Origin of the sequence: Enterococcus sp. DIV0901a (assembly GCF_051711525.1) — a bacterium.
Classification (GTDB): Bacteria; Bacillota; Bacilli; order Lactobacillales; family Enterococcaceae; genus Enterococcus_B; species Enterococcus_B faecium.
This window is the reverse complement of sequence record NZ_JBIOMW010000003.1, coordinates 30,450-51,371: the sequence shown is the minus strand read 5'-3', so window position 1 is coordinate 51,371 and position 20,922 is coordinate 30,450. Positions and strand designations below refer to the sequence as shown.

Annotated in this window: 21 protein-coding genes; all 21 read left to right on the top strand. The window is 33.5% G+C overall.

Annotation, left to right across the window (positions count from 1 at the left end):
- Positions 1–69: 69 nt before the first annotated feature.
- The 21 genes from IGL70_RS14085 to IGL70_RS13985 all read left to right on the top strand — a co-directional run bounded on the left by IGL70_RS14085 (position 70) and on the right by IGL70_RS13985 (position 20,701).
- The gene (locus tag IGL70_RS14085; RefSeq protein ID WP_308411812.1) at positions 70–1,593 is read left to right on the top strand and encodes a peptidoglycan DD-metalloendopeptidase family protein; all 1,524 of its coding nucleotides are present in this window, start codon (positions 70–72) and stop codon (positions 1,591–1,593) included.
- Positions 1,594–2,009: 416 nt separating this feature from the next.
- Positions 2,010–2,357 (top strand): DUF805 domain-containing protein, encoded by a 348-nt coding sequence (locus tag IGL70_RS14080; RefSeq protein WP_104889512.1) that lies wholly within the window; start codon positions 2,010–2,012, stop codon positions 2,355–2,357.
- A gap of 9 nt (positions 2,358–2,366) precedes the next feature.
- Positions 2,367–2,675 (top strand): hypothetical protein, encoded by a 309-nt coding sequence (locus tag IGL70_RS14075; RefSeq protein ID WP_104889511.1) that lies wholly within the window; start codon positions 2,367–2,369, stop codon positions 2,673–2,675.
- Positions 2,676–2,764: 89 nt separating this feature from the next.
- The gene (locus IGL70_RS14070; protein ID WP_104889510.1) at positions 2,765–2,869 is read left to right on the top strand and encodes a DUF3789 domain-containing protein; all 105 of its coding nucleotides are present in this window, start codon (positions 2,765–2,767) and stop codon (positions 2,867–2,869) included.
- A 37-nt stretch (positions 2,870–2,906) separates the two neighbouring features.
- Positions 2,907–3,296, top strand: coding sequence for a hypothetical protein (locus IGL70_RS14065; protein ID WP_104889509.1), 390 nt, complete (start codon positions 2,907–2,909; stop codon positions 3,294–3,296).
- Positions 3,289–4,899, top strand: a complete 1,611-nt coding sequence (locus tag IGL70_RS14060) for an FIVAR domain-containing protein (protein WP_104889508.1) — start codon at positions 3,289–3,291, stop codon at positions 4,897–4,899. The genes IGL70_RS14065 and IGL70_RS14060 overlap by 8 nt, the downstream gene beginning before the upstream one ends.
- Positions 4,900–4,901: 2 nt before the next feature.
- Positions 4,902–5,651 carry a hypothetical protein gene (locus IGL70_RS14055; protein WP_104889507.1) on the top strand — a complete coding sequence of 250 codons (750 nt, stop codon included), beginning with the start codon at positions 4,902–4,904 and terminating at the stop codon, positions 5,649–5,651.
- A gap of 360 nt (positions 5,652–6,011) precedes the next feature.
- A complete protein-coding gene (locus IGL70_RS14050) occupies positions 6,012–6,842 on the top strand; it encodes a hypothetical protein (RefSeq protein WP_086325195.1) in 831 nt (276 codons plus the stop codon).
- 11 nt (positions 6,843–6,853) lie between these two features.
- Positions 6,854–7,060, top strand: a complete 207-nt coding sequence (locus IGL70_RS14045) for a hypothetical protein (RefSeq protein WP_104857890.1) — start codon at positions 6,854–6,856, stop codon at positions 7,058–7,060.
- Positions 7,050–7,376 (top strand): hypothetical protein, encoded by a 327-nt coding sequence (locus tag IGL70_RS14040; RefSeq protein ID WP_207494788.1) that lies wholly within the window; start codon positions 7,050–7,052, stop codon positions 7,374–7,376. The genes IGL70_RS14045 and IGL70_RS14040 overlap by 11 nt, the downstream gene beginning before the upstream one ends.
- Positions 7,377–7,379: 3 nt before the next feature.
- Positions 7,380–8,471, top strand: a complete 1,092-nt coding sequence (locus IGL70_RS14035; protein ID WP_104889504.1) for a hypothetical protein — start codon at positions 7,380–7,382, stop codon at positions 8,469–8,471.
- A complete protein-coding gene (locus tag IGL70_RS14030) occupies positions 8,468–11,005 on the top strand; it encodes a type IV secretory system conjugative DNA transfer family protein (RefSeq protein ID WP_104889503.1) in 2,538 nt (845 codons plus the stop codon). Before IGL70_RS14035 ends, IGL70_RS14030 begins: the two co-directional genes overlap by 4 nt.
- Positions 11,002–13,032 carry a pLS20_p028 family conjugation system transmembrane protein gene (locus IGL70_RS14025; RefSeq protein WP_104889502.1) on the top strand — a complete coding sequence of 677 codons (2,031 nt, stop codon included), beginning with the start codon at positions 11,002–11,004 and terminating at the stop codon, positions 13,030–13,032. Before IGL70_RS14030 ends, IGL70_RS14025 begins: the two co-directional genes overlap by 4 nt.
- 48 nt (positions 13,033–13,080) lie before the next feature.
- The gene (locus tag IGL70_RS14020) at positions 13,081–13,455 is read left to right on the top strand and encodes a DUF5592 family protein (RefSeq protein ID WP_081123648.1); all 375 of its coding nucleotides are present in this window, start codon (positions 13,081–13,083) and stop codon (positions 13,453–13,455) included.
- Positions 13,452–16,004: a trse protein gene (locus IGL70_RS14015; protein WP_104889501.1), complete on the top strand. Its 2,553-nt coding sequence runs from the start codon at positions 13,452–13,454 to the stop codon at positions 16,002–16,004. Before IGL70_RS14020 ends, IGL70_RS14015 begins: the two co-directional genes overlap by 4 nt.
- Before the next feature lies 1 nt (position 16,005).
- Positions 16,006–16,194 carry a hypothetical protein gene (locus IGL70_RS14010; protein WP_086325187.1) on the top strand — a complete coding sequence of 63 codons (189 nt, stop codon included), beginning with the start codon at positions 16,006–16,008 and terminating at the stop codon, positions 16,192–16,194.
- Between the two features lie 24 nt (positions 16,195–16,218).
- Entirely contained in the window at positions 16,219–17,391 is a 1,173-nt protein-coding gene (locus IGL70_RS14005) for a DUF3991 domain-containing protein (protein WP_104889500.1), read from the top strand.
- Entirely contained in the window at positions 17,388–18,467 is a 1,080-nt protein-coding gene (locus tag IGL70_RS14000) for a lysozyme family protein (RefSeq protein ID WP_104889499.1), read from the top strand. The genes IGL70_RS14005 and IGL70_RS14000 overlap by 4 nt, the downstream gene beginning before the upstream one ends.
- A 12-nt stretch (positions 18,468–18,479) precedes the next feature.
- Entirely contained in the window at positions 18,480–19,115 is a 636-nt protein-coding gene (locus tag IGL70_RS13995; protein WP_104889498.1) for a hypothetical protein, read from the top strand.
- Between the two features lie 33 nt (positions 19,116–19,148).
- Positions 19,149–20,081, top strand: a complete 933-nt coding sequence (locus IGL70_RS13990) for a hypothetical protein (RefSeq protein WP_081123653.1) — start codon at positions 19,149–19,151, stop codon at positions 20,079–20,081.
- A 299-nt stretch (positions 20,082–20,380) separates the two neighbouring features.
- Positions 20,381–20,701, top strand: a complete 321-nt coding sequence (locus IGL70_RS13985; protein WP_205224430.1) for a hypothetical protein — start codon at positions 20,381–20,383, stop codon at positions 20,699–20,701.
- Positions 20,702–20,922: the final 221 nt, after the last annotated feature.

Below are 20,922 nucleotides of genomic sequence, written 5' to 3'. Positions count from 1 at the left end.
CTTTTTTTACAAAATCTTCAAAAAAATTTTTTATCTTATAAAAAAATGGACAGAAGGGAATTAGAAGTGTTGAAAAAGAGAAAATTTTCTATATTAACGTCAACGGTTGTATTATCTCAACTGTTGGTCACAACACCTTTACAAGTATTAGCAGACGAAGAACAATCAACTGTAGCGACAGAGCAATCAGTGACAGTGAATACTGACAATTCTACAACAGCTAGTACAGATACAACTAAGGAAGAAACCACAACTGATTCTTCCATTGAACAACCCGAGCAAAAACCAAGTGAATCAACCAATCAAACGACAGACTCTACGACAGATAGTTCACAAACAACAGAATCTAAACCAGAAACAACTACTCCTGGTACGACAGACTCTAGTCAATCAGAAAATAATACGCAAGATACGACTAAGCCTTCAGAAACGAAGCCTGTGGAACAGCCAACCACCAAACCAAATGAATCAGTGAATCAAGAAGTGACACAGCCAACAAAACCTGCGGAAGTCACTTCTTCACAATCAGTTGCGACACAGCCTTCAACCACTGGACAAAATGCGCAACCAAAAGCAGAAACAAAGGCACAAACTCAACAAACTGTGCAAGAAGAATCAAAAGCTTACCATCAAGCACCAACTGCGCCCATTCAAGAATTAGTTCCTTCTAGCAAACAGGATAATGAAGGAAACATTCATTTTGAAAAAGACGAGTCTGTCGAAAGTTTTATTCGTAAAATTGGCGAATCTGCTCGTAAGATCGGACAAGAAAATGATTTGTATGCTTCAGTCATGATTGCCCAGGCGATTTTAGAATCAGCTAGTGGTCAAAGTCAGTTAGCTCAAGCGCCAAATTATAACTTGTTTGGAATCAAAGGCACACATAATGGAAAAGGTGTCTCTTTTGCGACACAAGAAGATTTAGGGGACGGAACACTCTACACTACCCAAGCTACTTTCAGACAGTATGAGAACTACGAAGATAGCTTAAATGACTATGCTCAACTATTAAAAGAGGGCTTAACAGGAAATAGCCATTTCTACGATGGCGTTTGGAAGACCAATGCAAAAACCTATCAAGAAGCAACGAAGTTTCTAACAGGTCGTTATGCGACAGACACTAGCTACGATAAAAAATTAAATGGGTTAATCGAAACTTATGACTTAACCAAGTATGATAAAGAAGTAGCGGGCCCACAACTAAGCAAAGAAGGATATATCGTACCAGTCAAAAACTATACGATTTCTAGTCCGTTTGGTACTCGTGGGGGAGAATTTCATCGAGGAATCGATTTAGCCGCTGCACAAGGCGAACCAATCTATGCCAGCAAGGCAGGAACAGTCATTAAAGCAGAGTTTCACCCTTCTTGGGGGAATTATGTAGCTATTGAGCATGAAGATGGTACAACAGCTTTATATGCGCACCAACAAGAATATCAAGTCAAAGTTGGCGACAAAGTAAAACAAGGTCAGATTATTGGTTATGTTGGTTCAACAGGAAATAGCACAGGTAGCCATTTACATTTTGAACTTTGTTTAGATCATAGCTTGAATCAATCACAATTGGTTGATCCAGAAACAGCCTTATTCTAAGGAATAAGGCTGTTTTCGTTTGCTAAATAATTTTGGAGAAGGTTATGAATAGAATAGCATTATTGCTTTATATTTTTTTCGTTTTGACGTGCTGGTGGCAATGTCTCGGCAGTACAATAAAGTCCTCTATTTTTGAGTTGATACTTAGTACTGGTATTAAAGAATGGCTAATGAATTTTTTTAAAATTGTTATTTCTTTGGTTATATTTGCTGTTTATTTTATTGTAGGAATTCTTTTATTATTGGTAAGTAGGTATCTGTTACTACTACCAAAAGGGTGATAAGAAAATAAATGATAAAAAAATCAATAAGGACAAGTATTAAACTGGAATATCAACTAAAAATAATTCGTAAAAAAATAGCCTAAATCAAAAAAATGAGGCTGTTTTTTTTACAAAGAAAGGAAGAACAAAAAAATGATTCAAGCGTATAAAAATTTTTGGAAACAAGCATTTAATTATAAAGGAGTATCCACTCGTAAAGAGTATTGGTTAGTGGCGTTAGTCAATGCGTTAATCGGATTGGTTTTAGGGATTTTAATTGGAATAGCAGTAGGAATGAATGAAGTGAACATTTCATTAGGAATAGCTGTTCTTTCACTTTTCTATTGTTTGGCAGTGTTAGTACCCTCTTTGCCTCTTGGTGTTCGTCGTTTACGTGACGCAGGATTTCATTGGGCATTCATGTTTTTCTATTTTGTTCCCTATATTGGTCCACTCGTTTTGACAGTTTTGTATTGTATGCCAACAAAGTATAAGGAATAGGAGAAGAAAATGCGATTGTACATTGTTCAAAAATTTTTTGATAATGAATATCTTGAAGATCATATTATCTTTTATGACGAAGACATGATGATTCAGTATTTAAGAGAGGTAAATCAAGCTAGTTTCTTTATTTATAGAGGAATCGTTGTTGATCCGTTTTTTAAAGATATAGGAAACTCTTTTTTTGATCCTCATAAAAGTATTTCAGAACTTTTTGATGAATTTAGAAAAAATATTAAGCCAGAATATCAATTTTTGGCACAAGAATTGTTCTATAGATCTTGTTCCTTCACCGTAAAAGATAAAACTTTTATTTAAAAAAATGAAGGTGTCGGATTCAGAAACGTCTTGTTATGATGAATAGGGCTTTTTTTATAATGCTATGAATAAAAGAAGGAGAGATTCATATGTTATTTTGTACAGGTTTGTTTGTGGGTGCTATGTTTGGAATAGGAATCATGGCACTATTAGTTGCAGGAAAACAAGAAGATCAACAATTTGGAAGAGAATAAAAACAGATTTATCTAATTTGTAGGAGGAACTTTTATTTTGGACAACCAAGAATCGAATTTATATCCTGTGAGGGATCTTGTATTAAAAGAAAAGGACTTAATTTTTACTGTTTATAGGAAAGATATTATCAAATCTCGTGTTTCAAGAAAAATGAGAAAAGGAAAGAGCGGTATAATCGAATCTGAATATTGTTATTGTTTGCCAGAAAAAATAATCAAAAAAAAACGATTTTATCAAAACCAATTGCCAAATGCTCGATACATTAAGAAATTATGTATTTTAAATAATGAGAGAAGGATTGTTCAAGAAATTCCTATATTGAGGGTTCTTCAGTCAAGAAGTGGGGCATTAAATTTTGGGATTGATCGAAGCAAATTTACTGAAGAAGTAAATAAATATATTAGAAAGGAAGAGTGCAATGAATAAAGAACAAAGAACTAAATTCATTGGTGGTAGTGTCGTAGGCATTGCAATGATTAGTTTGTGTTCAGTAGCTTTATTAAAAGGTTGTTCTGCTGAACAAGATAAAAAAGAGCCAACCAGTTCTAGTATTGTAAAGAAAACAGAAAAGAAAACAACTAGAAATAGAGAAACGAAGAAAAATAAGGGAAAAGAAACTACTAAAACTGAAAATAGCACTGAAGAATCGGTTTCTAATCTATATGACAGGGCAGGAATCAGTTATTCTACTGAAAGTAGTTCTCCTAATTTAACACGTCAAGAATTACAAGAAATCTCTCATGTTTCACAAGTTTTATCTAACAAGAAAGAGGAAGCTAAAAAACAAGAAGAAGCAAGAGAAAACTTATTAAATTCTACCGGTATGAATTGGTTAAACAATCTTTCTAAAAAGGATGATACAAAGCCAATAATCAATAAAGTAGAGAACGATAAGCAGTCAAATGATAAAATTGAATCCAATAAACCAATAGAAGAACCAATTGTGAAGCCAGATAATCAACAACCTGAACCTAACCCTACACCTGTACCACCAGAGGAAGTAGTTGATTATCAAGCATTACAACAGGTTCTTTTTTATGCTGAAAATATTGATGGTTCAGCTTATCTAGCTACTAGCTATCAAGCTTTACAAACAGAAATCAGTATTGGACAACAAATGTTAAATGCTCAAAATTCTAGTCAAAGCGAAGTAAATGCTCAAACTATGCGTATTCAACAAGCCATTGATTCATTAGTTCCTAAAGGAAATAAAGCTTCATTAGCTGAAGCAATTGAAAAAGCACAGTCGATCAATTTAGAACTATATACTACTGCTTCAGTTGAAAACTTTAATCGAGTATATGCGCAAGCATTAGCTGTATATAATGAACCAGAATTGACACAACAAGATATAGATTCCCAAGTATCTGAATTAAATCATGCGATGGATCAATTAGTGAAGCGTGGAGATAAAACGGAATTACAGGCATTGTTAGAAAAGACTAAACAAGTTGATCGACAAATTTATACTGTTGAATCTCTTCAAGCGTTAGATGAGGCAATCGGTGAGAGTGAAGCTGTCTTGAACAATAAAGATGCCACTCAAGACGATGTGAACCAAGCCTATAACAATCTCAAGAGTACATTTGATTCATTGAAGAAAATTGATGAACCAGATTTAAGTTTGGTCTATTTAAACCGTTTGATTGAAGAATGTGATTCTCTGAAGTCTGAAGACTATACGAGTGACTCTTTTATGTCATTTGAAATTATCCTAAATCAATCAAAAGAATTGGCTAAAAAAGAAGGTGTCACGCAAGAAGAAGTACAAAAACAAATCGAGGATTTAAACCAAGCAAAACAAAACTTAGTGAAAAAGGCAGATAAAACAGCTTTGAAATCAATGATTGATACGGTTTCGGCACTTCAAGAAGAAAAATATACACCGGAATCATGGGCTGAGTTACAAGAAACTTTAAAAACTGCTAATAGTGTGTTTAGCAATGAAAATGCTACACAAGAACAAGTGAATGAAGCCATAAAAGCACTTGAAAGTGCTAAGAATGCACTAATTGAAAAAGAGGTGTGAGAATGTATACGGACTGGAAGTGGCAGTATCAATTTTTAGTTATGAGAAAATGGCTACTTGCCTTACTCAAACTAAGTTTAGTAGCTAGTTATTTTTATTGCTGTTATTTAGGTTGGCAACAACTGAAAGAACTTTCGATGACTAGTTTCCAACTATCAAATGTAAACGGCATTACATTGCAAGAAATTGTGGAGACAATGTTATACCTACTTGTAGCAATGCTATTAGTGTATTGCTTTTTTTCTTGGTATTTCGGAAATTCAATAAGAATCATTTTAAAAAATTGTATAGGGATTTTTGGACGATTTTATGGGATTGGTTTGTTTGGTTTATTCGTACTAAGTACAGAGGATTTAATAGAATCAATTAGTAAATTATTGATTTCGTATTGTTTATATATTATGTATCGACAATATAATCGAATACATGATGAAGAATTAGTTAAGAGGTTGAAAATGGAAGGAGTTGATTTATCTGATACAAATATACGATATGGACTGAAACATAGAGAAAAGTATTTTCCAAGACATCTTTCAAATATGATATTAGATAAATTAGAATTGACTGAAAGAACAATCAAATCAAGGTATTTATCAACGCTTATAACAGAGGAAGTGACTATTTTCATTTATAAAGTTAAATGGTCACCATATCCTTTAAAAATTACTACAGGCTTTCAAAGTCCAACTGTAGAATCAGAAGTCATGAGAGTGGCTGTTAAAGGAGCAGAAGAAAATGAATGGAATAAGTAATTGTTTTTCTCTTTTCTTTTTAGTTTTTCTATTGCTGACTATACTTGTAGAGAGACGTTTTATTTTTAAGACAAGTTTGAAATGTCAAACGGTTTATTTTTTCTTTTCTATATCATTTATTCTAGCGAATCTGGTGAATTTTTTTGAGGTTTCACTACTTGCTAGAATCACTTATATCTTTTTTAGTTTTTCTGTTTTAGGTATTTATTTGCCTGCTGTAAGGCAAATGAAATTAAAAATCAGTAGAATAGTGAATCGACTGTTCAAAGTAAAGCATAGATCTTAGGATTTATGCTTTTTTTGTTACGGTGAATAATATGAAGAACTATTGGGTGAGAGCACCACCAGAAAGGATTTTTTATGAACGAAAAAGAATTAGCGATAAAAACAGCGTTTATAGAGATTATTGATCGAATCTTTGAAAATGCTGAAGCTTATAAATATTTTTTGATTTCAGTTCTATTAAAGGAATTAAAATCAAGAAATGGTCGTTATCATTCTTTTGAACGAACAATAGAGATCAATAATTTAACTAGAAAACCAATTGAACAATGTTTAACAGGTTTATATTGCTTAGCTTGTCACATTGAAGAAATTAATAATGAACTGTTTGACGACTCCAAAGGAGTTTATCCAATTTATCAAGAATTAATGGAAGCTGCTATATCCAGTGGCTTTTTTTCATTAGATGAATTGATCGAATTAGCAGGAACAGGATGTATTAATGATATCGTTGAAAATTGTGGAGAATTTTCAACATGGAATATTGAACAGTCTGAAATTCCACTATATGTAGTAGTAAAAAATAGTTATTCAATCAAAGGGAAACTTTATCGATCAGGGTATCAATGGAACTCTTCTCAAAAAGCGTGGATAAAAAGTTTTTCTACTCAAGAAGAAGCTGAAAATGAAAAAATAGCTTTATGGGAATTAGATAGTGAAATTGTCGTATCCATACAAACACGATTAGAAATGCTCTTTGATTTTGATTATTACGTGGTTGTTAAACCTCAACTGGAATTAAATCAGACATTTCAAGTACATGGCTATCGCTATGAAGAATATGGGGTCAAAAAACACTATGTTAAACGAGTTCCTACAAAATATTTCTTTCATGAGCGAGATTTCTTGTTACGCTTAGAAGTTCCATTCAAATTAATAACCCCTAAAATAATACATGAAACGAATTAGGAGAGATAAAAATGGCAAAGAAAACAAAATCAGAACAAAACATGTTAAAAAAACGTGTACAACAAATTATGACACTAAAAAATGTTGATTACGACACGTGGTTGAACCAACAACATGAGCTTTATCTCAATGAAAACATGGAATGTATTGATGAAATTATCGATAAAGAGATTAAAAGAAGACAAAATAATCAAGGAGGAATTCAATATGGTAAATAATCAAGTGAAACGTTTAGTGGCTTCTCTTCAAATGTTTTTAGGTTTAGCATGGGTAGATTTTTCTCAAGCCCATCCTGTGTTTGCTGATGTACAAGGAACGTTGAAAGACGTTGAAACAGGGTTAGGTGGTGAGTTCAAAAATTATGCTAATATTGGATTAGGGATTGTTCTGTTAATTTATGGAGCTTGCCGATTTTTTGGAATGGAGCTTGCTCAGTGGGCAAAACGTATTGCGTTTGGTGCATTTGTAGGAGCAATTGTTATCGTAAACTTTGATTGGATTAGAAATACAGTATGGGGTTGGATTGGAGGATAGATGATGGCTGTAGAAGTGGAGATTCTAACGACAAATATCTCTGTTTTTGAAAATCAACCGCCAATGACCTTATTTTCTTATGATGAGTTTCTTGAAATCACTGAAGCAATGAAAGCTGGAGAATACATTAAGTTTCAACTATTAATCGTTGAAGGAGAGCCGATTTATCAAGGAACCTATCATAAAAAGAAACATTTGCAGACTTTTGAAGAAGATTTAGAAGAAAAGTTAGAATTATTAGTTAAAAATAAAAGCATTACAGAATTAAAGAAAGACGAGATTTGGCAAGCTATACATGATGAGCCAATTTCTGAAGCTAATAATTCTAATTTCAAAAGTAATTCAAGTTCAAAAGTAATCAAGAGAAAGTATCCTAAGATTTCTTTCCCTAAGTTAAAGAAAGTAGAATTTCATTTAGAAAAAATGAGACCAATGCTGAAACGCATTGGTCTTATTTTTCTTTTCTTCTTTTTGGTTTTAGGTATAGGGATTGGAGTGAAAAAGACTTTTTTCAATACGGATAAAAGTAATCAAACCATTGTATCTGGCGATCATTTTAATAAAGAGACAGAAATTACATTGGATAACTATTTAGAAATTGCGGAAAAAGTTCCTTCACGTCAAGAAGAGATTGCGGATTTTTTAGCTCAAAATCATGCTTTCAAAAAGTTAGAAGAATATGAAGAAAAATATCCAACGGAAATAGGGGCATTTGAGTTGGCGTTTAATCATCAAGAATGGGAGAAAGTAGTAAAAGCAGATGTTTCTCATTTGACTGATGAACGAAAAATGATGTTAGCTATTGCATTTTTAGAACTGGGTAATAAAAAAGAAGCAGAGCTAATTAACAAACAGATTCAAAGTAAAACATTATCTAAAAAAATAGCGATTGCTTATTTACAAGATCAAGATATTAATGCAGCTAAAGAAATACAAAAACAATTAAGAGACAAAAATTTGGAGGAATTGATTGATACAGCAGCTATTTATAAAGAAATGGTTGACTATTATAAAGCAGAAAAAGACACGACTAATCAAGAAATTTGGGAACGTAAATTTAAAAATTTAGGTATAGAGGAAAGTGAAAGCTCATGAAGCGAAAAAAAGAAGTGAGTAAATCACAGAAAAAAAACTATCAAAAAGGAAAACAAAATCCACTACGCTTTTTATCAAATAAAAAATTGCTGATTAGTGGATCGATTATTGCTTATTTTTGTTTACTGATTTTAGAAGTGTGGCTTGTAGAAAATTTCTTTGCGCTAACCAGTCAATCCTTATGGGATTTTGAGGTACTTTCACTTTGGAAGATAAGAATTATTCACTCCATTTTTTCTAACCTTTTACTGTATATGATTTTATCTGTCATTAATATTGCTGTATTAGCCAAAGTGAGCTATCAGCTATATACGTCGTTTCGCCCATTAGAAGAAGATCTTGTTCAAGGCACAATGCAATTTGAAACAGTAGAAAATATGGACAAACAATACGAGCTTGTACCTGTTCATATGAACACTGACAAGGACGACTTTTTTGATGGTAAACCTGGTTATCCTGTGGGAAGGAAACCGCAAACAGAAGAAGATAGACGATTGAATCGCTTTTATTATTATGTAGACACTAGTGATTCGGACTCTATTACATTGGCAGGGACACGACAAGGGAAAGGAATTTATTTTGTTGATCCTTTCATTGATATCTTAACAAGAGCTAGACTGATTGCTAATCGTGCTTCTTTTGTAATGACAGCCACTAAAGGAGACGAACCCCGTAAATGGTACAAAACGCTAAAAAGACGTGGTTATCGTATAAGAGTGGCAAATACGGTCAATCAATTTTACTCTGATCCCATGCCAGTTTTAGGGGTCTTTAATCATTATTATAAGCATTATAAACGTCTAAGGGAAGAATCCATTCAAGAAAAAGAAAAAGGGCATGAAGATCAGGCACTGAATCTCTCTATTCAAGCAGAAAAGCAATTGGCAAATGCAGAAAAAATGATTAGTCAAATTGCTCATATGTATTTTAAAGAAGTAAATGAGGGAAAAGATGGTGGTTTTTGGACGAAAGCTTGTCGTAATTTATTTAAATCAGTAGGGATGGCATTAGCAGATCAAGAATACGATCGTGGGGAAACATTAAAAGTAAATCCTTATACGATTTATACAGTAGTAAATGAAATGCAAAAGAGACGTATTAAAGAAAAAAGTCATGATTTTTTGAAAAAATATGCGACTTCTGAGGAACATTTAGCGAAGCTTTTGGCTGACTATGATGGAAAAAGTGAGCTAGACGTATTCTTTGGAGAATTACCTAGAGAACACCCCGCAGCTCGTTTCTATGACGCAATCATGGCTTCTGCTCCTGCTCACGTCACATTAGGAAATATTATTACTCATTTTGACGGCGACTTAGAGCCTTTTATTATGTCTGCCAATGCGAAAATGACCGCTTTTGATGACGGATTTGATATGGAACTGATAGGATTTGACCGAGAACAGCCAACCGCAGTTTTCATTGTGATGAGTGACGCAGATTCTTCTAATAATGATTTAGGTGTGATGTATCTCGACCAAATTTATCAAGTATTACTGAATCGTTGTAATTTAGAAACTTCATCGCAATGTTATCGTGATGTTCACTTTATTTTAGAAGAAGGGGGAAACTTAGGTGTTCCGATTCGAGATTTATCAAGAAAATGGACGTCTGGATTAAGTCGACACTTGTTTTTACATTTGGTATTACAAGATTTACAACAATTATCCATGCTTTATAGTGAAGATACGAAAGATACGATTATTGGTAGTACAGGGATTCTGACCTATATTCGTACAGCTTCAGATAAAACCAATCAATATATTGCAGGACGTTTGGGTAAACGCTCGAATTATTCTAAAACAAGGCATAGAAGCCCTCTGTCTATTGAATCAACAGAAACAGAAAGTTCGGAAAGAATTGATTTGATGGCTTCTTTTGAATTAGAACGAACACAAATTGGAGAATCGATTATTTTGCGAGGAAACAAACATACTGATTTACAAGGAAAACCGATTTATCAGTATCCGATTTATAATACACGTCAGAATGATACTCATATGATTCCCTTTTATGAATTTCGGAAAATGGAAAAAGTATCATGGGATGAAATACCTGTCAATAATGAATTTATGGCAGTAGAGTTAAGGGATTTAGCTTGGTCATTAGAGCCTGAAGAAATTCAAGAATATCAGGCAGAGGAAGAAAAAATTATTCCTGATATTCCGGTTTATCAAAAACCAAAGAGAAGGGAGGAAACGCCAATGGCTATTCAATCAATTAAGGATTTAGGTACACAAGAACAAAAAGAATTAAATATGAAGGAAAAGAAGGCGAGAGCATTAGAAAAGATTTATCATGCAGAGATTCGTAAGCGAAGTATCTCTGAGGTTTTTTCAAAGGATCAGATTCGCAAGATTCGTCAATTAGTGAAAGGTTCTCTTTTTAATGTTCCAGAAGCATTTAATGAATTTAATCAAATCGTGGCAGAAGGAACATTAGATTCCTTATTTTCATTCTTAGTGTCTAACGGAGACGAAAAATTATTGAACTTGTGTATTCAACAATTTAAAGAATGGCAAGGTGGTCATTTATGAGCAATGAACAGCTATTAGATATTCTAACCAAGTTTAATGATTACCTCCATATTAGTGGGATGATTAGAGATATTGCACGCTCTTTTTTAGATTGGATTGTTTCTGTTTTACTTTGGGTAGTAGACCATATTAGTGGTATTTTGTATGAAACAACCAAATTCTTAGGTTTTTACAATACGGAATCTATGGGTGATAAAGGATTATTTGGTACATTGGGGAATTTCCAAAAATTTGGTTTAGGAATCAGCATATTATTAATTGGTGCTGTTTTATTTTTTGGGAAAACTTCCGAAACAAGAGAAGTACCTTTAAACTTCTTAATGATGTTAATTATCACGTTGATGTTACCAGGCATGATGAGAGATGGCATTAAGATTGTTAATTCTACAACAGATTCTTTAAAGGTAGAACAAGGAGAATTAGGATTTAAAACATTTAAAGACAATCTGACCGATGTCTATGTTTTAGCAGATAATGGATGGACAACCACTACTCCAGATCCCCCGAATTATTTAAAAGATCGAGATAATTTTGATATCAACGAAAAAGTATTAGAAGCTCCAGATGGAGATAATGGAGACCCCTTAAAAAATAAATTGGTTGATAAAAAAGGGGGCGAAGGAAAAGAAGTGGTTGAACTAGAAGATGGTGGTGGTGGGATTTTTGGTTGGATCACAAAAAAACTATTTGCAGAAACGTATTATCGATGGCGTGTCGATTGGGTAGCTACTATTGGTACGTTATTAGCATTAAGTTTTGCGATGATTATTTCCATTTTAAGAGCTTGTCGAGTCTCTATCGAAATGGCGTTTGATTATATTTGGGCAAATGTGATCGCCTTTTTTAGTATTCGAGACATTAAGAAATTAAAAATGGCATTGATGAGTCTCTTAGGAGGCTTTATTTTATTACTATCTATTTTTACGATGTATTACGTGTTTATCAACTGGAACACGTATATATTCCAACAACCAGATGTTTCTTATTTAACTAAGATTTTTGGATTGATTGCAGGTGCATGGTTTATTTATGATGGCCCAGCAATTATTCAAAAGACATTAGGAATTGATGCAGGATTATCAACTGCAGGTGCCTTTTTAATGACTGCAGGTGGTGCAAAAGCTATTAAAGGTTCAACTGATTTAGCGAAAGGAACAGTAGAAGGTGTAGCTAATAGTACTGTTCGTACTGCTGGATTCCTTTCAGGTCTATTTTCTGATGGAAAGAAAAATAGCGAAGATAACGGTGTGAACTCTGAAATGGAAGAGGAAAAAAATCATAAAGAAGAAAATGAGCAAGACCCAGAAACGAATCACGAAAATGATGAAAAACCAGAAAACGAATCAAACGAAACGACTGAAACAGAGGAAAATGAAATGGATACCCATGACTCGGTAAATGAAGAAGAATCTGAAGATAATGGCGATTCATTAGAAGATATACCAGATGAAAATACAGAAAATGAAAATGTATCAGAGGATGAGTCTTCAGTAAGTATCCAAGATAAAGAAACTGATGAAGATACTTTAAATGAAGAAGAGCCTAAAAACACCACAAATGATTTTTCTGAGTTTTCAGATACTGAAGAGACGGTTGATGAATCAAAAGATAAAAATGAGTCAGATAAAAACAATGGATTTACTTCTTCAACTAATCAAGAAGATGACGTTGAAAATGATAAAAACACTTCAAAAAACAACCAAAATAAAACAGAAAGTTCTGATTCAAATAAGAATAAAGCGAATGATTCGTCTCATTCTAACCAATCGGACTTTTCAAATTCAACGAAGAAAAATGAGTTTTCAGTTTCTGATTCACAAGATACAAATACGACGTCTCCAGAAACTCCTAATCCATTTAAGAAACGTATGAATCAAGTGATTCATCGTTCAAAATATGAAAATCAAGGGAAAAGCTATATTGGTCAACAGGTAGATAGATACAATAGAAATAAGGAGTTTGGTCAAGATGTACGTGACTGGTTAAAAGAAAGGAAAAATCAAGAAAATGACAATCATAATGAGTAAGAGAGAATCGTATGATATTCTCTCTTTTTTAATTTGAGGTGAAAGAATTTGCGACATGACATTCAAGAAGAAATTTTTACAAAAGCAAAATTTGTAGGGAAAATCTTAGCTCAAGATGCCGTTTGTATGTTTATTATTTTTCAGTTAGCAACTGGATTACAAGAAAGAACTTATCGACCACTAAGTACTTTCGCTTTTCTTTTTGTGAATTTGATGGGAATTTTTTGGCTATTTCCTAGTTTTGGAAATAAGCAATTGAAAAACTACCATCGTTTATATTTTATCCTAACAAATAATCGAGAAACCTATCATTCGATTGATCGGATTGATTTCAATGTGGAAGAACGAATTGATATGGTCATGGGAACGGAAGAAGAAGTAGCAAAAGAAGATTCAATGATTGAAGGAGAGGATTATTTGTGATTGATGCCGACAAATTACTTGCAGAGCCAGTACATGAACCAGAAACTAAAAATAAAAGAAAAGAGAAATCTAAAGTAAAAAAAATCAAAAATGAAAAAACGGTGTTGAAATTTTTGCCTTTTCGTAGATTAATCTCTGAAGAGTGTATTGCACTGGATAAGGGAGTAACGAATTTTTATCGAATCGAGGACGCTTCTGCTCGAAGAGGTAGTTTGCAACAACAGCAAGAAGCCCTAGATAGCTTTTTGCAATTTTTACGGTCGATTCATTCAGATATTAAGTTTATCTTTACGAGTTTTCCATTAGATATGTCTGAAAATATTGATTATGCGAAACGACGATTCAAAATGCGTGCAGTTCCCAAATCTGTTCAAAATGAACAGAAAAAGTCATTAGAGACCTTAGAATATTTAGATAATAATCGTTTGATTGATACGGTGTATCTTCAAGTTTTTGGGGAAGATGAAGAGTCTCTAGAAGAAGTTGACCAGGAGATAAGAACTGCTCAGAGTCAAAATTTTCGAGTATTACCAATGACGTTGGCACAGAAAATCAAGTTACTTTTCCGACGATATAATCCATTGTCACCATTACCTTTAGGTATTCCTTATCAACAAACTGATAAAACAGGACGAGATCCTGCAATTCAAAAAATTGTCGATAAAAAAGGGTATGATCCTATTTTTATCGGACAAATTCAACCATTAGGAGGGATTCGTCCATGTTCTTCTAAGGATTTGCAAATTTCAGACGGCTATATACGCACGTTAAATTTAACTGTTTATCGACCAAAAAATAATCCTAATTTTTGGGGAGAAAGAGTTTTTTTAATGAAGAATGTCACAACTACTGTGGATGTTCATACGATTGATATTTCTAATCCGATGGTAGAGCAAAATTTAAATCGTAGTTTGGGAGAGTATGAAGATCGTATAGAAAGTTCCAAAGATAAGATTTCTAGGAAGAAAGCAATCAAAGAATATCAAAAATTAAATGATACAGTCGAACATGTGCTTGATTCTACAGAATTGTTAAAGGAAATTCATGTTCGTTATATTCTTTGTGAGCCTACGATTGAGGAATTAGATGCTAGAGAACAAGAAGTACACCGTAAACTGAAAAAATCACAATTTCAAGCGTCTTGTTTTTTAGATGAACATGAACGTCAATTCAAAGCTACATTTGTCTCCCATAAACGAGGGCATGAGTTTGTAAGGCGAAAGGGGAAAGAAATCAAAGGAACAGCTCTAGCCGCAAGCTATGCATTCAACTATGCCAATCATATTGATCCGGATGGACTATATACAGGTTATCCCTTGTATGGGTCAGGAATTGTCGCATTTAATCGATTCCATAAAGATAATCTTAGAAAATCATATTCTACGATGATTATTGGAAGTCAAGGATTTGGGAAGACCACTGCCGACAAGAAGATGGCAAAACAAGCGATTGAAATGAATAACAATCATTTTGGTTTTTATATGTCTGATGAAACGAAACGATTAACAGAATATATGGGTGGTACATTTTTAGATGGAAGAAAGGCTGTGATGAATCCTTGTCAAATTTTTGCTTCAGAGGTAGATGCACAAACGAAAAGGACATTGGAAGAAGAGTCCTTTAAAACAAATTTAGTGAAAATGCGTTTAGTTTTTGGAATGGCGTCGAATTTACCAAATAATAGTGTCACTATGAGTAAGGCAAAACGATACTTCAATGAAGGATACCTTGAATATATTGATAAGAACCACTTAGATATTCAACGTATTACGCAATATGAACCGGAACAATATCCTATCTATGGTGATTTATTAACTTATATTAAAAAAAGATATAACGAAGAATCCGAACCGTTTGAAAAAAAAGAGCTTTATAAATTGATTGAAAGTATGGAATCGTTTATTTCTGACGCAGGAGATATTTTCAATCAAAAATCTGTTTTTGATTTTAAGGATAAACAGTTTGTTACGTTTGATATGGATAAATTAAACAAAAGTGATACTTCTACTTACAATGCACAATACTACAACTTATATACGGCGGCTTTCAGTGAAGCTGTACGTGTTGGGCAAAGGGAAAAATATTTATTTGACCGAAAACAAAAAAGAGTCGATGAACTCGTTTATACCAATATTACTTCTGATGAATTTCACAATCCGATTCGTACAGGGAACTTAGAGTTGATTAATCAATTAGATAAATATAGTCGAGAAGGACGTAAATTGTTGATAGGGCAGACTTATATCTTTCATGATATCTCAGACGCCTTTCCTGATTACTCACCTGATACAGGGCGTATGGGCGCTATATCAACAGTTGTTTCTAAACTCTTTAAATTATCGACTTATCGTTTTATTTTCAAACAAGATGAATCTTCACGTAACCTCTTAGAAAAGGTATTTGGTGCGCAATTAAGCAAATATGATATTGATGATATTGTGAAATTTGAAGAAAGGGATGTTCTTTTAAATATTAAGGGCGCACAAAATATCAAATTTCAATTCGATTTAACAGATATTGAAAAGAAATTATTCGATGGAGGATTATAATATGGCAACTCCAAAAATAAAATTAAAATCAAAGAAGATAAAAAAAGGGGTAAAAAAAGCGATTGATCTTGGAAAGCTGATTACTTGGGGAAGACCCGTTGAAAAAATGGAAAGAACACGAAGCAAAAAACTTTTCTTCGTTGTTCTTTTCATTTTTTTATTACGTTTAATTTTTTCAGCTTTTGCTTAAAAAGTGCTAAAGGAGTGAAAGAAAATGCCTTCAGCTATTGATGTATTTACGGAAAAACAAATTGCTTATGCTAGACGAACGAATATGTTTAAGTACATGTTAGCAAGGGGAGAAGATTTTGATGTGGTTAGTAGTAAATTTGTAGAACATACAGTACATGATAGTTTGCGTGCGAATATCAAAACGGGTGTAGTCAATTGGTATTCAAGAGGGCTTACTTCTTGGAACAATTCGATTGATTTTGCCATGCAATTTTTTAACGAACCCTATGAACAAGTCGTTCAATCCTTGTTAGATTTTCAAAAATATCAACGTGTGCAACAAAGATTTAATCAGAAATGGAACGAACAAGAGAAGACAATAGCTAAAAACAAAAAGCCTGATTTTTCACTTGAAAAGCTAACAGAAACAGGCAACTATGATACGAATCAGTTATCAGAAAAAGGGAGAAAATACTTAAAAAGTCGTTTTTTATCTGAAGAAATCATAAATATGTTAGCACAACGAAAGTTGATTTCTAGTGACAATCGAAACAATATTATTTTTCGATTTAGTGGCTTAGATTATGGAAATTTTGGTAAACCAGTAGGTGCAGATGTACAAGGAACGTATGAACGCCCGTTAGAAAAAAGAATTAACTATAACAATCCCTATAAATTAGAATTAGAAAGAAAATATTTTAAAGGTGTAGCTTTGAATAGCCAGGATAATTACGGTTTCTTATTTGGATGTGAGTGTTCCTATAAACAAGATGTCACGTTATATGTTACGGAAAGTCCCATTGAGTCGATGTCATTATATGAACTGACTAAAGACTCTTTACCAGATAATTCTTGGTTTTTATCTTTATCTGGATTGAAGGAAGAAACCATGTGGGCAACAGTCAATAAATTACAAGATTATCTACTTGCGCCAAGAGTTCAAGTTGTTTTAGCACTGAATAATGATACTCGTGGAAGAGAATGTATTGAAAAAATTCATCAAGATTATTTAAAGAAGAAAGAAGACTCTCAATTCGATGAAAGGGTTAAGTTAGCTTTATTCTTGCCTGATTTAGAAAATGGGGATTGGAATGAAATATTAGAGTTGAAAGAGACTGGTCAATTAGCTAGTCGGCAAGAAAAACTAAAAGAAAAACATTTGGCACAAGCGCTGTGGACGGAAAAGATCAGGCAACAAATGGAGGCTTCTGTATGATTCGTTCATGGAAGTGGAAAATTTTGGTCATTGTTTTAGTCGGGGGAGGAATAATAGGGATAACCGTTTCGACGATTGAATATATTCAACAATCAGTCATTGTTTTATTAGGTGGTTCTGAGACTCAGCAACAATCCGAAATAAGTACTAATTCAAACCTTTCAGAAGATGTTTTAGCACTAAAAAGTATTGTCGAAAAATATGCTAAAATAAATGGGATTCCTGATGAAGTCCCATTTATTTTGGCAATTATGATGGTCGAATCAGGCGGGAAAGGGTTAGACCCTATGCAAAGTTCAGAGAGTGCAGGTCTAGCACCAAATGCTTTTACAAGTCCAGAGCAATCCATCAAACAAGGGGTCGCTTATTATAAATCTTGTTTAGAATCAGCTCAGAATTTAAACGTTACAGATAAGAAAGCGGTCATTCAATCTTACAATTATGGTGCAGGTTTTTTATATTGGCTAAGTAAGAATAATAAGAGCTATTCTTTTGAAGCAGGAGCGGAATTTGCGTGTCAACAAGCAGGTGGTAAGAAAGTCGTTTATACGAACCCTATTGCAAGTTCTAGAGGAAATTGGCGCTATGCTTATGGAAATATGTTTTATGCTGATTTGGTTTATCAATATATCGAAAATACTGAAAGTAATCGTTCTGAAGGTGGTTCTTCTTCGTACATTTTGCCAGTAGATAATCCAGTTGTTTCAAGTCCATTTGGTTGGCGAGGTAGTCCACTCACAGGTGGTTCTGAATTTCACCGAGGTCTTGATTTTGCCAATGCAGCAGGTAGTTCTATTAAAGCAATTGCTTCTGGAACAGTGATCCGATCTGAGTATCATTATAGTTGGGGAAATCATATTGTTATTCAACATGATGATGGAAAAGTGAGTCTCTATGCACATCAATCAGTATTGATTGCGAAAGCTGGTCAGAAAGTGAAACAAGGAGAAGTCATTGGAAAAATAGGAAGTACTGGTGACTCCACAGGGCCGCACTTACACTTAGAAATTGCTAAGTCAACGGATTTATCGCGAGGAAATCTAATCGACCCTAAAGGAGTTTTAGGAATACAATAAGGAGTGATTGAATTGAATCTAGGAAAGAAAATATTGTTAGTTAGTATTAGTTTTCTGGTTGGGATAGTAGCAACTATTTATTTGATTAATCCTTTTATTCAAAAGAAAGAAACTGCTAGTCAAGACCAACAAATTGAAACGTTGAAAGAGGAAATAAAAACGAAAGAATCAACAGCTCAAATCAAAGAAGAAGCAGAAAAAAATAGCTATGAAGGATTGCCAAATGATACACGAACGGCAAGAGAATTAGAAGCTATTCAGGCAGTTGCGTCTGATTTTTTAACACTGTATTATCAAACAACAACAGAAAATGTCGATAAAAATTTAGCTGAACTCAAAAAGTTAACTATTGATAATAACAGTGAAAAATATCGTCCAGGATGGTTGACACAACATGCTTCAAATGTGCTTGTACAAGAAGTTGTATCAGAAAAATATTACACTGATTTACATGCAGTAAATGGGAAAGCAAGCGTTATGGCATTTCTGAGTTTACAGGCAAAAATAGGGGATGGCGACGTTTTTCCTGAACAATTTTTGAACCGAGTGGAGTTGAAAAAAGACGAAAACAATGTTTGGAAAGTAACAGGATTTAAGTGGACAGCAACTAGTGATGATTACATTAATGTGGAGGATTTCTACTCTTAAAAAGATACAAAAAAAGAATAAGAGGGGGATACTTTGGATAAAATTTTAGAACTAAAAGAAAAGATATTCGATTATCGTGAACAAGTCCAATCGAAAAGCAGAAGTAAATCAAAATTCAGTAAAAAAGTCGAGAAAATTTCTTCTCGGCTTTATATTTTTCTCTTTATTTTAACGATTGTGGGTTATTTCTTTTTCTTCTTTTCAAGAGATATTTTTGTCGATGATAGTCCAATTATTGACAGTGGGACTGGCACAATGAGTACACAAAAAATTGGCGAAATTAATGTACAAGTTTTATCGAGAAAAGTGAATCCTTCGAGTCATTATGGGGAGTTTCTTTTTGAAGTTGAAGGAGATCAATTAAATACGAATCGAGAATTTCAAGCGGTTGTTTCGGAAGAAAAAAACAAGACACAATTGAAGTCGCATTTGATGAAAATTTACGATAATTATTATGTTTTACAGGTTGAAAACATTCCGGTAGATTGGAAAAAATTAGTCGTTGATTTTGGTTATGTAGAGACCGATTTAGCTGATTTTGATTTAGAAAATTCGACTAAGCAGGAGGAAAAAACACTCCAAACAACTTTTAATTTTGATTATCGAAAAGTAAAAGAAACAAACGATTTGGAGAAAAAATCAAAACAAGAATATGTGATTGAAATGACTCAAGAACAGATTGAACAGACTTTAAAAACTAGAAATGAAGCGGATAAAACAATCGAAGAATTAACAGAAGAAATGAAAAAAATTGACCAAAAAATAGAAGAAAATCGTGAAGAACTTGAGTACAAAACTGGTGAAGAAAAAGAAGAATATGAGCGAGCGAATCAACGACTAGAGTCTCAAAAACAGAAGTACGAAGATAAAATAAAAGAATTAAATGAGACCAAAAAATCGTTAGAAGAAAAACGCCAAAAACTGATTGAAAAGAACCGAGAAGCACAGAGTGAAAAAACAAATTAATCCCTTTTTAGATTGGGGCGAAAACAGGGCGACAGTCGGGGCGAAGATAGGGCGAATAAGGATGAATTTGGGGCGACAGTCGGGGCGAAACTAGGGCGAAAAGGGGCGAATTTGGGGTGACAAACTGTAATTTTGGGACCCATGGGAAAGCCTTGCACTGCAAGGCGGGACACCTTGTGTGTCCCCCATTTCCCCTTATGCTCATACAACAAACAGGAACGTTTAAGTGAGTGCTAAGAACTGACTCAATAAAAAGAGAAATAAAATAACAAAAGTGTAAATAGAGCGGATGTGACGATGTGACTAAAAGAGACATGAAAATACGTGACGTAGAGATAGAAATACAGAAAAAGTTAGTAGAAGTTGCGAAGAGAAAAGGGTACAGTAGTCGGGACGAAATGTTGCGAGAAATTTTAGAAAAAGTAGCTTATGAAGAGTACCAAATGGAGACGGAAATACGGTACAAAAATTTGATTAGTGAACAGACAAAATTTCTCAAAGGACTGCAAGAACAACTGTTGATTCAGCAGAAAGATTTTATGTACAGTTTGGCGCAACAATTTTCCGATTATGAGATTTCAAAACTAGAAAATTACTTTATTGTTCCAGACGATTCATGAGATCGTTTGGAACAAAATTTTATGGGAAATCTTTTGACTGTTTGGTGAGAAAAATAAAGTTAAACTGGAAGATCAATTGTCAAAAATAAGGTGAGAATCTATAGCTCTAAAACAAATGTCAAGCATATAATGAATCACTCAGAAATGGAAACTTGTTTAAAATTTTAAATGTATGTTATAATCATTGTGCAAACACAAAATTTATTGAATACCAAGAAAAG

Excerpts from the sequence above, each read along its gene's own strand:
- IGL70_RS14080 (WP_104889512.1), top strand. The coding sequence starts at position 2,010 with ATGATTCAAGCGTATAAAAATTTTTGGAAACAAGCATTTAATTATAAA.
- IGL70_RS14075 (WP_104889511.1), top strand. The coding sequence starts at position 2,367 with ATGCGATTGTACATTGTTCAAAAATTTTTTGATAATGAATATCTTGAA.
- IGL70_RS14070 (WP_104889510.1), top strand. The coding sequence starts at position 2,765 with ATGTTATTTTGTACAGGTTTGTTTGTGGGTGCTATGTTTGGAATAGGA.
- IGL70_RS14060 (WP_104889508.1), top strand. The coding sequence starts at position 3,289 with ATGAATAAAGAACAAAGAACTAAATTCATTGGTGGTAGTGTCGTAGGC.
- IGL70_RS14055 (WP_104889507.1), top strand. The coding sequence starts at position 4,902 with ATGTATACGGACTGGAAGTGGCAGTATCAATTTTTAGTTATGAGAAAA.
- IGL70_RS14050 (WP_086325195.1), top strand. The coding sequence starts at position 6,012 with ATGAACGAAAAAGAATTAGCGATAAAAACAGCGTTTATAGAGATTATT.
- IGL70_RS14045 (WP_104857890.1), top strand. The coding sequence starts at position 6,854 with ATGGCAAAGAAAACAAAATCAGAACAAAACATGTTAAAAAAACGTGTA.
- IGL70_RS14040 (WP_207494788.1), top strand. The coding sequence starts at position 7,050 with ATGGTAAATAATCAAGTGAAACGTTTAGTGGCTTCTCTTCAAATGTTT.
- IGL70_RS14035 (WP_104889504.1), top strand. The coding sequence starts at position 7,380 with ATGGCTGTAGAAGTGGAGATTCTAACGACAAATATCTCTGTTTTTGAA.
- IGL70_RS14030 (WP_104889503.1), top strand. The coding sequence starts at position 8,468 with ATGAAGCGAAAAAAAGAAGTGAGTAAATCACAGAAAAAAAACTATCAA.
- IGL70_RS14025 (WP_104889502.1), top strand. The coding sequence starts at position 11,002 with ATGAGCAATGAACAGCTATTAGATATTCTAACCAAGTTTAATGATTAC.
- IGL70_RS14010 (WP_086325187.1), top strand. The coding sequence starts at position 16,006 with ATGGCAACTCCAAAAATAAAATTAAAATCAAAGAAGATAAAAAAAGGG.
- IGL70_RS14005 (WP_104889500.1), top strand. The coding sequence starts at position 16,219 with ATGCCTTCAGCTATTGATGTATTTACGGAAAAACAAATTGCTTATGCT.
- IGL70_RS14000 (WP_104889499.1), top strand. The coding sequence starts at position 17,388 with ATGATTCGTTCATGGAAGTGGAAAATTTTGGTCATTGTTTTAGTCGGG.